Genomic DNA, 11,224 nt, shown 5'->3' with positions numbered 1-11,224 from the left:
GCGCAGTGGCTCGATGCGGTCGTACTGCCAGTCCAGCCAGTGCGGCTGCAAGCGCCCGCGTTCGCGCAGCTGCTGCTGGAAGCGGGCCAGCCGGCCCTGCGCGGTCTTGGCCAGCGCCACCATCACCGGCATGCGCGTGGCGCAGGCTTCAGAGAGCAGGTTCACCGAATCGGGCGAGACCACCACGCGGTTGGCCCAGCCGAGCAGGCCGCCATAAGGATTGGTACCGTCGCCACCATCGCCCCAGATCACGTGCGGCAGGTTGGCGAACTTCGCGCGCAGGATCTCGGCCAGGGCCGGCGGCGTGCGTCGCGAGGTGGTTGCCAGCAGGCTGCCGCCTTCATTGCGGATCTGCTCGGCCAGCGCCTGGAATACGCCGACCATTGCGTTCTCGTCCCACGGTGCCAGCGGCGTCGGCCCGCCCACCAGCAGCGCCGTGCGCGGGCCAGGCAGGGTACTGAAGCCGGCGAACGCGGCGCGGCCCCAGGCCAGCCAGTCGTCGTCCACCGGGTTGAGGCTGCCGAGCAGGGTGAGCACGTTGCTGCCACGCAGGGCATCGTGTTCGGGCACCACCACCACGTCCCAATGGCGGGCGCTGATGCGCGGGTCGAGGATCTGCACCACCTGGCTGCCGCGTGCGCGCAGCACGCGCAGGGCACCGGCGGCCTGGCGGCCACAGCCGATCGCCAGCGCCGGGGCCTCGGCAGCCAGTGTCGCGAAGGCCTCGCCATAGCCATTCACATCGCCGGGCAGGCGCCGCGGCGACAGCCAGCGCCAGGGTGCGCGCGGTTGCAGGAGCAGCGGTCGGTGGGTGCCCTGGCGCAGTGCCGAGGCCAGCGCGACCGCCTGGCGGACATTGCCCGCACGGCCGTCGGTGACCGTCCATGGCGCGCTCGATCGTTTCACCATTGGCATTAATTCGTTTCAGCCCTGCTGGGTGTTGCAACAGTCGCGACACTCTACACTGCGGCTCGTCGTTTCGCCCCGCGCCGCCCGCGGGCACTGACTTCCTTTCGCCGCCCTGGAGATCCACCGATGTCCCACGCGCTCGACGCCGCCGCCCTTGATCAGCTGTTCCGTACGGCCCGCACCCAGAACGCCTTCCTCGACAAGCCGGTCCCCGAGAGCCTGCTGAAGGAACTGTACGACTTGGTGAAGTGGGGCCCCACCGCGGCCAACACCACGCCGGCGCGCTTCGTCTTCGTCACCTCGAAGGAGGCCAAGGACAAGCTGGCCCCGGCGCTGTCCGAAGGCAACCTGGCCAAGACCATGGCCGCGCCGGTCACCGTCATCATCGGTTTCGACCTGGACTTCCACGAGAAGCTGCCGTACCTGTTCCCGCACACCGATGCCAAGGCCTGGTTCGACGGCCCGCAGGAAGGCCGCCACGAAGCCGCCATCCGCAACGGCAGCCTGCAGGGTGCCTACCTGATCCTGGCTGCGCGCGCGCTGGGACTGGATGCCGGCCCGATGTCCGGCTTCGACCCGGCCAAGGTCGACGAAGCCTTCTTCGCCGGCACCGCCATCAAGTCGAATTTCCTGGTCAACCTGGGTTACGGTGATCCGGCGGGCCTGTTCCCGCGCCTGCCGCGCCTGTCGTTCGACGAAGCGGCGCGCATCGCGTAAGTCGCTGTATCGGTTTCGGGCCCGCTGTTCCGCGGCGGGCCATTGCTGCACCGTGTACCCACCCTACGATCCGGAGAGTTCCTCAGATGAGCGCCACCCGTAAACTGCTGCTGCCGCTGGCCCTGACCCTGGCCATCGCCGCCTGCTCCAAGCCGGCCGACACCGCTGCCCCGGCTGCCGATGCCGCCGCCCCGGCCACCACCGAGCAGGCTGCCACCCCGGCTGCCGATGCCGCTGCTGCCGCGCCGGCTGCCGAAGCGATCAAGATCGCCTCGGGCACCTACAAGCTGGACCCGAGCCACACCGACGTGCTGGCGCAGTGGAGCCACTTCGGCTTCTCCAACCCGAGCGCGCACTTCGGCAACGTCGAAGGCACCCTGGTGTACAACGCCGAAGACGTGACCAAGTCCACCGTGGAAGTGAAGCTGCCGCTGAGCGGCCTTAACAGCTTCACCGCCAAGTTCGACGAGCACCTGAAGAGCGCCGACTTCTTCGACGCCGCCAAGTTCGCCGATGCCACCTTCAAGAGCACCAAGGTGGAAGCGGCCGGCACCAACAAGCTGACCGTCACCGGCGACCTGACCATCAAGGGCATCACCAAGCCGGTCACCCTGGACGTCACTGTCAACGGCGGCGGCGAGCACCCGATGGCCAAGGTTCCGGCCGCCGGCTTCGATGCCACCACCACCCTGAAGCGCAGCGATTTCGGCGTCGGCGCCTACGCCCCGAACGTCAGCGATGAAGTGAAGATCCGCATCACCACCGAAGCCACCGGCGAAAAGCCGGCGGCTTGATGCACCCCACTCACTCGTCGTGAGAAGGCAGAAGGCCCGCTGAAAAGCGGGCCTTCTTTTTGGGCTCTGCATGCGAGGTGCCCGATGCCGATGGGGTTGCCGGCCAGCGGCCGGCACTACCCGGTAGGTGCCAACCGGCATCTGGTGGGTGCGGACCGTTGGTCCGCACGATCCCTCAGCGCAACGCGCCCAACCATGCCACACACGCTTCGCTCGGGCTCTGCTTGGCCTTCACCGTCATCCCGCTCACGCGCACGAAGGTCTGCGCCACCTGCGCCACCACCTGGCGTGCGATCAGCGCGGCTTGCTTGGTCGCGGCCTGCTGCTTGCGCAGCTGCACGATGTGCACCGACGGGCGGCCCACCGGCGCGTACTTCTGGTCGCGGCGCAGCACATCGGCCACCTGCGCCACTTCGAACTCGGCCTGCAGGTAGCGGTGCTGTGCTTCCACCAGCTCGCGCAGCGGCGTGCGCAGTGCAGCGGTATCGGCGAAGGCGGCCAGGGCCGCATCGCAGGCAGCGTCATCAGCGAAGCGGGCACGCAGCGCATCCACGCTGGCCAGGGTCAGTTTGGCCATGTGGGCCTCGTTGCTGCAGGAAAGGAGCGCGATTGTCGCATTGCTTGGCGGCTGATGCGTTGAACCGGGCGGCGGAACACCTGTAGAGCCGAGCCCACGCTCGGCTCATCGCGCGCAGCGCGAGGGTTTCCGATGGCGGAGCGGAGAGCAGCCGAGCGTGGGCTCGGCTCTACATGGTCATGGGCATGCGGGCAACGGTGCGCAACCCGCCGGCCGCCCGGTCAATCGCCGTCGGTTTCGTCCGGGTGGGCCTTCCAGTAGCCGGTGGAACGAATCCAGTCGCGCGGCACGCCCAGGTGGCCTTCGATGAACTTGCGCATCATCCGTGCGCGGCGCGATTCGGTGGCGATCCAGTAGAAGACATCACCGTCCGGGGCCTCGAAGTCGGTCAGCATGTCTTCCAGCAGCGTGCTGCTGGCCGCCGGGAAGCCGTTGCGCTCCAGCCAGTGGATGCGCACGTTCTCGTACTGCGGCAGGTCCTGGCGTTCGGCTTCGTCGCGCACTTCAATGAAGGCCTGCACCTCGGCACCGTCCGGCAGCACGTCCAGCCATCGGGCGATGGCCGGCAGTGCGGTCTCGTCGCCGATCAGCACGTAGGCGTCGTAGCTGTCGGCCACCACGAACGAGCCGCGCGGACCGCCGATCACCAGCGTGTCGCCGGGCTGTGCGCGCTCGGCCCACGGCCCGGCCACGCCCTGGTCGTGCAGCACGAAGTCGATGGCCAGCTCGCCGTTTTCGTGATCCCACCAGCGCGGGGTGTAGTCACGCGACGGCGAAGGCTCCTTGCCGTCCGGGTAGCTGCGGCCTTCGGCGGTCAGCACCGGCAGCACCATCTCGCCCGCAGCGTTGGGGAAGAACAGCTTGATGTGGTCGTCGGCGCCGGGCGAATCGAAACCGGCCAGCTCTGCGCCACCCAGCACGATGCGGCGCATGTGCGGGGTGACCTCTTCAGTGCGCAGCACGGTCAGTTCACGGAAGCGCACATCCAGGCGCAGGCGCGTGTTGTTGTGTTCAGTCATGGGGGGTACCTGTAAAGGTGTCGCGCTGGGGCGCGCGGCATGGGGGAGACCTGGCTGGAGTCAGTCCGGCTGGGTCGTTGAAAAGGGTTGGCTCTCGCTGCCGGCGGTACGGTTGAGCAGGGCCGAGGCCCGCGTCAGCAGCGCCGCCACTTCGTCCGCCTCGCCCTCGGCCCAGCGTCCGTGGTGGTGCACCAGCGCCCGCTTGAACTCGTGCAGGGCGCCCGCCAACGGCGCCGGCAGCGAGGCCTTGGTGATCTCGCGGGCACGGTCGAAGGCGCGTCGCTGCGCCAGCCGCACCTGGGTGCGCTGCACCTTCAGCTCGAACTCGCCGGCGGCGGTGATGCGGAAGATCCGCTTGCCGTCCACTTCCTCGGCCTCGATCCAGCCGGCCTGCTCGAAGCTGGCCAGCAGTGGGTACATGGTGCCGGCGCTGGGCGTGTAGGCCTGCATGAACTGGTTGCTGATCAGCTGCATCAGCTCGTAGCCATGGCGTGGCTGCTCGCCGATCAGGGCCAGCACCAGCAGGCGCAGGTCGCCGCGGCTGAGTACGCGCGGCTGGCCGTTGCGGCGCGGTACTGCCGAATCGATGGAACGGGCTCTGGGAGAGGGGCTTCGGCTCATTTCGATATATCGGTAAACGAGTGTGCAAACGATATATCGATATGTCGAAAGCGACAACACCCGATCCGGCCACAAGCGGGTCTGTTTTGGGCCACGGCGGGCGGCGCGCGTAGAAACGGGGCGCCCTTCGCAGGGCGCCCCGGCAGCAACTGTGGAAGGGAGCGGGGCCTTGGGGCCAGCACTCGGTCTCTACCCTGCGGCCGCCAGCGGCGCACTTCCAGTGCCGGATGCGGCATGTTGCCGCTGGTTCAGTGCCCGGCGCCGGAAGCGGCCGACCCCGACACCAAACCTGCCCCAGAAGCGTCATCGGCAGCAGTAACACTGCGTCCTGCGCATGGACGCAGCGGGCCTGATGCGACAGCGGGGCACCGGCCGCAAGAGGCCGTAGCGGCCGGAAACAGGGGCCTGTCCTGCTGCTGGACAGGGCGGGACAGGCCTTGCGGACACTGGCCGCCTGCATCCATACGCCTGCGTAGCCAAGTGACGAAAGCCCTTGGTGCGCTACACTTTGCGGTCTAGAAATCTATACAACAGTCGCGCGCGTGCGTGCGGTTATGGGAGCGCTAATGAACTGGTTGAACGAGGTGCTGAACAACGACCCGAATCCTGTGGAAACCCAGGAGTGGATCGAGTCGTTGAAGGCCGTTATTGATGTCGAGGGCTCCGAGCGCGCGCATCAGCTGCTGGAAGGCATGGTGGAACTGACCCGTCGTTCGGGCGCCTACCTGCCGTTCTCTCCCACCACCGAATACGTCAACACCATCGAGCCGCAGTTCGAGGCCAAGAGCCCGGGCAACGCCGAGCTGGAATGGCGCATCCGTTCGATCATCCGCTGGAACGCGATGGCCACCGTGGTCCGCGCCAACCGCAAGCCGGGTGACCTGGGCGGCCACATCGCCTCGTTCGCCTCCGGCGCCACCCTGTACGACGTGGGCTTCAACCACTTCTGGCGCGCCCCGAGCGAAAACCACCCGGGCGACCTGCTGTTCATCCAGGGCCACAGCGCCCCGGGCATCTACGCGCGTTCCTTCCTGGAAGGCCGCATCAGCGAAGAGCAGTTGGACAAGTTCCGCATGGAAGTGGACGGCGGTGGCCTGTCCTCGTACCCGCACCCGTGGCTGATGCCGGACTACTGGCAGACCCCGACCGTGTCGATGGGCCTGGGCCCGCTGGCCGCCATCTACCAGGCGCAGTTCATGCGCTACCTGGAAAACCGTGGCCTGATCGAGAAGTCCGACCGCAAGGTGTGGTGCTTCATCGGCGACGGCGAGAGCGACGAGCCGGAAACCCTGGGTGCCATCGCCCTGGCCGGCCGTGAAGGCCTGGACAACCTGATCTTCGTGGTGAACTGCAACCTGCAGCGCCTGGACGGCCCGGTGCGCGGCAACGGCAAGATCATCCAGGAACTGGAAGGCGTGTTCCGTGGCGGCGGCTGGAACGTGATCAAGCTGCTGTGGGGCGGTTACTGGGATGCCCTGCTGGCCAAGGACACCAATGGCGTCCTGAAGAAGCTGATGATGGAAACCGTCGACGGCGAATACCAGAACTGCAAGGCCTTCGGCGGCGCGTACACCCGCGAGCATTTCTTCGGCAAGTACCCGGAAACCGCTGCGATGGTCGCCGGCCTTTCCGACGACGACATCTGGCGCCTGAACCGTGGTGGCCACGACCCGCACAAGGTGTACGCCGCCTACCACCAGGCCGTGAACACCAAGGGCATGCCGACCGTCATCCTGGCCAAGACCGTGAAGGGTTACGGCATGGGCAGCGCCGGTGAGGCACTGAACCCGACCCACCAGACCAAGAAGCTGGACGACGAAGCGGTGCGCCACTTCCGCGACCGCTTCAACATTCCGGTGACCGACGCGCAGCTGGCCGACGGCCAGGTGCCGTTCTACCACCCGGGCCCGGATTCGCCGGAAGTGCAGTACCTGCAGGAACGCCGTGCCGCGCTGGGCGGTTACCTGCCGCAGCGCCGCCGCAAGGCCGACAAGACCTTCGTGGCGCCGAAGCTGGAAGCCTACGAGCGCCTGCTGAAGAGCAGCGGCGAGCGCAGCTACTCCACCACCATGGCCTTCGTGCAGAGCCTGAACATCACCCTGCGTGACAAGGAACTGGGCCCGCACATCGTGCCGATCGTGGCCGACGAAGCCCGTACCTTCGGCATGGAAGGCCTGTTCCGCCAGATCGGCATCTACGCGCCGTTCGGCCAGAAGTACAAGCCGGTGGACGCCGACCAGCTCATGTTCTACCGCGAAGACCAGAGCGGCCAGGTGCTGCAGCAGGGCATCAGCGAGCCGGGTGCGATCAGCTCGTGGATGGCCGCTGGTACCAGCTACTCGGTCAGCAACGTGCCGATGCTGCCGTTCTACATCTACTACTCGATGTTCGGCTTCCAGCGCGTGGGCGACATCGCCTGGCAGGCAGCGGACATGCGTACCCGCGGCTTCCTGCTGGGTGGCACTGCCGGCCGCACCACGCTGAACGGTGAAGGCCTGCAGCACGAGGATGGCTTCAGCCATCTGGTGGCCGGTGGCATCCCGAACGTGCGCAGCTACGACCCGACCTTCGGCTTCGAAGTGACGGTGATCCTGCAGCACGGCACCAAGCGCATGATGGAAGACCAGGTGGACGAGTACTACTACGTCACCCTGATGAACGAGAACTACACCCACCCGGAAATGCCGGAAGGCGCGGCCGAGGGCATCGTCAAGGGCATGTACCTGCTGACCGACGCCGGCAAGCCGAAGAAGGGCGAGCTGCGCGTGCAGCTGCTGGGTTCGGGCACCATCCTGCGCGAAGCCATTGCCGCGGCCGAGCTGCTGGACAAGGACTTCGGCGTGACCGCCGACATCTGGAGCTGCCCGAGCTTCAACGAACTGCGTCGCGATGGTTTCGACGTGGAACGTGCCAACCGCCTGCATCCGGAAGGTGAGCAGCGCAAGGCCTACGTGACCGAGCTGCTGGAAGGCCGCCAGGGTCCAGCGATTGCCGCCACCGACTACGTGCGTGCGTATGCGGACCAGATCCGCGCGTTCGTGCCGATGTCGTACACCGTGCTGGGTACCGATGGGTTTGGCCGTTCGGATACGCGTGCGAACCTGCGCCGGTTCTTTGAGGTGGATCGCTACTACATCGCGCATGCCGCGATTGCGGCGCTGGCGAAGGAAGGGAAGATGACCGCGAAGGATGTGGCCCGGGCGATCAAGCAGTACAAGATTGATCCGGAGAAGGCTAATCCTGTCGGGGTTTGATGTAGTCCTTCGGGCATGAATCGAAAGGGCGGCCACTGGCCGCCCTTTTTTTGCTGCTGGGTAAAAATATTCTGGAGAGAATTTCGGTAGAAAAAAATAGTCTCTTGCAAGGTGTTCGAGATCCAGCGGGTGTCACTGCTAGATTAGTTTTTTTCTCTTCATGCGATCAGTAAGTATCCTGTAACGGCCTTTTAGGCTGTTCTGATCATTAGTGGTTCGCCCGAAAGTGTAGTAAACGAGAAGTTCATCATCCACTCGGCCTATGCCGGACCTTGATGCTTCCCGGGATTCATCCACCGCATTCGTGAACTCCTCAAGAAAGTCTCGGAAATTATCACTTGCTTCGGGATAATTTCTAATGACCCAGTAATAAACTGGGATGTGGCCGGCAGCGTTAAGTAGCCTGTCTCTAGGTTCGAATATTGTGGCCATGTCTTCCAGGACGTTAACGCATCTGGCCATGGATCCATCAAGCGCGGCAATCGCGCCCTCTTGATCTGAAGTAAGATCGCCCACCTTCATAGCTCCGCTTTCCTCCGCGACATTAAGCACAAAGCGGTCAAGGTTGGCTGCTTTGGTGTCGACGAAGCCCTTGCGATGCTCGATCATTAGCAGCTTGGCAGCGAGGTTGAACTCTGCCATTCTCGCGGTACTAAATTTAATCCTGTTGGAAAGAAATGGATGCGCGGTAAGCTCCCGCACTAAGTCGGGGACCGGCCCTGGCTGAGCATTTCTTCGCTCTGCACTGTTCGCCGCTTCGCCACTATTGAGGCGGACAAACATTTCAGCAATCTTTGCATCGTCGTCTGTCACAATGCTCATAACTACTGGCTCAAAATCTTCAATCTTTTCAGCCAGATGTGGGGCAATTTCTTTAAGCTGCGAGTACGTCAGACCTCCAATCTTCAGTGAGGGCTGTTGTTCAAATACCGCTGATTTATTGAGGGGGAGTCCGTCGTTGAAGAATTCAAAGAAGGCTTCGAGTCGCTGCCTGCCGTCGACTACGGCGTACGGTTTTTTCTTCTCGTTTAGTGCCGAAGGCGCTAATGTGAAATCCGCCACATAGAGCTTTGGGATATCAAATCCATTAATCACAGAATCAATGAGGTGCGCGCGCTTAAATCGCGACCAAAGCCTTCCTCGCCTTTGGAAGGTTGGGGACAAGTCCAATCGATCCGCACGAAGCTCCTGAAGCCAGCCCCACAGGCTAACCGGCTCGTGCTGGCTGACGATGAACGTTTTCTTTGGGACGGTGCTCATACGCGGAACCCATTCAAGCGTCTGATCTCCATAGCTAGGCCCTGTAGGTCAGGGTACGCCATTGAGTCTGTGTATCCGAGTGAAATTAGCGTTCGAAGTAGAGAGTCAATTGATATCGCAGGTATACGCAGCATAACCAGGCAGTCCTTAGGAACCCCTTTGTCCTGATGAATTTCTTCCATAGGACGTATGTCGGTCCCGAAAACTGTAAATGATCCCCTTTGAGCAAACATCCGCTGAGTGTTCGCAGCACCGACAATTGCTACAGGCCAAGGGTACGGCGTATCTCCCTTTTTGGCCGGAGAGCTTTTGGGGTGGAAGCTGGTGACGTCTTTGTGGTCCATTTCCGCTGGGCCTCGCTCGACAGCCCATCCCAGCCCCTGCATTGCCCATTCGTTCCACCGATAGGGATCCAGGACCCATACGGCGGCATCATCGTCGTAGTTGCCGGTTTTATCAGGAACAGCGCCGCTCAGTGCAAAATAGAGAGCAATGTAGGGGTTGATCGTCCAGTCCAGCAAACGAGTTGGTACGCCGTAGTGCTGCATATAAAACAGCTGCGTCATTGGATCCGGATTGTTCGCCCCACCAAAGTTGTGCAGGATCGCCTGGCGCTTGAAAGAGGCAAGCATTCGATCTTCAAGTTCATAAAGTTCATCAAAACTTAGGCCTCCTGGATGTCGATATAGGCCGGGCTTCAGCGGATATGCACTCGCTCGGCTATGGCCTCTATACCAGTTGGCAGGCTGCACCGCATCACCGCAGGCTTTCTGCATGGCTTCCAGAAGCTTTTCGATTTCCTTGGTGAAGGCCGAAAGACTCGTCACCTTTATCTGTCGGGGTTCTGGCATCCTTTCCTCTACTTGATCTGGATATTGTCAATCCGCTTTCTCGCGTAGGGCTATATGATTAGCTCTGCGCTGCAGTTGATTTGCTCGACATGATGGATTGGGGGAGTGAATCAAGGAATTCCAGTACTGAGCGCATTACTGCATTTGCCAGAACAGGGGGGACGGCATTCCCAATTTGCATTACTGATTCAGTGGCTGCATATGGAAATCTAAAGGAGTCAGGAAAAGTCTGAATCCGAGCACATTCGCGAACGGTTAATCGCCTTGGTAGTGAGTAGTGAAATTGTATGCGCGATTTAGCGTTCGCCCTGATGGTGTAGCTAGGACTGTCTCGCTTAGAAATTTCATCGCCCTGGCCATGGCCGCCGGACGCTACTGCGGCCTTGAAGTACTGCGACTGATTTGGGATAGACTCATCATTGACTTTTTCAAGATCCGAAATGGCCCACTCGGTCGTCCGCCAACAATTCATGTGGGTTTCGCTGGGGCGCTGAGGGTTGCTCTTAATATCATTTCGTACAAGGATAACGAATACGCGATTTCTGCTTTGTGGTACTCCGTAATCAGCGGCATTTACGCTCCACTCGATGCAGCGATATCCGGCGCGTGAAAATTCCTTTTTTATCACGGAAAAGTCCCATCCTCCATTTATGTAAAGGAGGTTAGCTACATTTTCCGCTACAATTATCTTTGGGTGGTGTGCTTTGGCATACCTGACCATAGATTTATAGAGCTTCCCGCGATCTGACTGAAGGCCCTTTCGTGGCCCGCACAAGGAAAACTCTTGGCAAGGAAATCCTCCAATTAGGATGTCGGCTTTCGGCATTGTCATTGCCTTTGCCTTTCCAAGATCCGAGACTTCTGCGTCTGGGCCTATATTGGCGCGATAGGTTTCAACTGCGCGTGCGTTAAAGTCGTAGGCTTTTATAATATTAATGCGACTTCTTTCATAATTTTCCCCGCGATACTCGAACCCGCCCAGAAATCCTAGATCAAGTCCTCCGCAGCCCGCGAAGAATGATACAGCTGAGTAATTTTTTTGAGGATGAATATTCATGGCGTCCCTGCAGGGTCGTAGAGGTCGTCGCCAACGCGACCCATCATTCACTAATTTTGCCACAAAAGGCGAAACAGCCCCTCTGCACGGGTGCCCTCTGTTCGCTCTGGCTAACACCGTGCAAGACGCCCCCTTCTGAGCTGCGGCCTCACTTGCCTATGTTGA

10 protein-coding genes are annotated in these 11,224 nt (G+C 62.0%); 3 read left to right on the top strand and 7 right to left on the bottom strand.

From position 1 onward, the window contains the following. Positions 1 to 909: mitochondrial fission ELM1 family protein (locus N5C25_RS13140; protein ID WP_279937075.1), on the bottom strand; the 909-nt coding region annotated here is incomplete at its 3' end. 126 nt (positions 910 to 1,035) lie between these two features. On the opposite strand from N5C25_RS13140, the gene N5C25_RS13135 reads away from it, so the two are divergent. Both N5C25_RS13135 and N5C25_RS13130 read left to right on the top strand, forming a co-directional pair. Continuing rightward, on the top strand, positions 1,036 to 1,626 hold the full coding sequence (locus tag N5C25_RS13135; RefSeq protein WP_279937074.1) for a malonic semialdehyde reductase: 591 nt from the start codon (positions 1,036 to 1,038) through the stop codon (positions 1,624 to 1,626). 86 nt (positions 1,627 to 1,712) lie between these two features. After that, entirely contained in the window at positions 1,713 to 2,420 is a 708-nt protein-coding gene (locus N5C25_RS13130) for a YceI family protein (protein ID WP_005415047.1), read from the top strand. Positions 2,421 to 2,595: 175 nt separating this feature from the next. Here the strand turns inward: N5C25_RS13130 and N5C25_RS13125 are convergent, their stop codons facing one another. From N5C25_RS13125 to N5C25_RS13115, 3 genes are all read right to left on the bottom strand, one after another. Beyond that, a complete protein-coding gene (locus tag N5C25_RS13125; protein ID WP_279937073.1) occupies positions 2,596 to 2,997 on the bottom strand; it encodes a hypothetical protein in 402 nt (133 codons plus the stop codon). A 221-nt stretch (positions 2,998 to 3,218) separates the two neighbouring features. Then, positions 3,219 to 4,016 carry a siderophore-interacting protein gene (locus tag N5C25_RS13120; protein ID WP_058980927.1) on the bottom strand — a complete coding sequence of 266 codons (798 nt, stop codon included), beginning with the start codon at positions 4,014 to 4,016 and terminating at the stop codon, positions 3,219 to 3,221. Positions 4,017 to 4,076: 60 nt separating this feature from the next. Continuing rightward, positions 4,077 to 4,637 carry a PadR family transcriptional regulator gene (locus N5C25_RS13115; RefSeq protein ID WP_058980926.1) on the bottom strand — a complete coding sequence of 187 codons (561 nt, stop codon included), beginning with the start codon at positions 4,635 to 4,637 and terminating at the stop codon, positions 4,077 to 4,079. A 566-nt stretch (positions 4,638 to 5,203) separates the two neighbouring features. On the opposite strand from N5C25_RS13115, the gene aceE reads away from it, so the two are divergent. Next, on the top strand, positions 5,204 to 7,891 hold the full coding sequence (aceE, locus tag N5C25_RS13110) for a pyruvate dehydrogenase (acetyl-transferring), homodimeric type (protein ID WP_012478970.1): 2,688 nt from the start codon (positions 5,204 to 5,206) through the stop codon (positions 7,889 to 7,891). Between the two features lie 138 nt (positions 7,892 to 8,029). On the opposite strand, the gene N5C25_RS13105 is transcribed toward aceE, so the two are convergent. From N5C25_RS13105 to N5C25_RS13095, 3 genes are read right to left on the bottom strand one after another with little or no spacing between them, the layout of a single operon-like run. Beyond that, positions 8,030 to 9,151, bottom strand: a complete 1,122-nt coding sequence (locus N5C25_RS13105) for a DUF262 domain-containing protein (protein ID WP_279937072.1) — start codon at positions 9,149 to 9,151, stop codon at positions 8,030 to 8,032. Beyond that, positions 9,148 to 10,002 carry an FRG domain-containing protein gene (locus tag N5C25_RS13100; RefSeq protein WP_279937071.1) on the bottom strand — a complete coding sequence of 285 codons (855 nt, stop codon included), beginning with the start codon at positions 10,000 to 10,002 and terminating at the stop codon, positions 9,148 to 9,150. The genes N5C25_RS13105 and N5C25_RS13100 overlap by 4 nt, the downstream gene beginning before the upstream one ends. A gap of 58 nt (positions 10,003 to 10,060) precedes the next feature. Next, positions 10,061 to 11,059 (bottom strand): DNA cytosine methyltransferase, encoded by a 999-nt coding sequence (locus N5C25_RS13095; protein ID WP_279937070.1) that lies wholly within the window; start codon positions 11,057 to 11,059, stop codon positions 10,061 to 10,063. Positions 11,060 to 11,224: the final 165 nt, after the last annotated feature.

This window comes from Stenotrophomonas sp. GD03958 (assembly GCF_029839005.1).
GTDB lineage: Bacteria > Pseudomonadota > Gammaproteobacteria > Xanthomonadales > Xanthomonadaceae > Stenotrophomonas > Stenotrophomonas hibiscicola.
The sequence above is the reverse complement of the archived record's forward strand: the minus strand, read 5'-3'. Positions and strand labels throughout refer to the sequence as shown.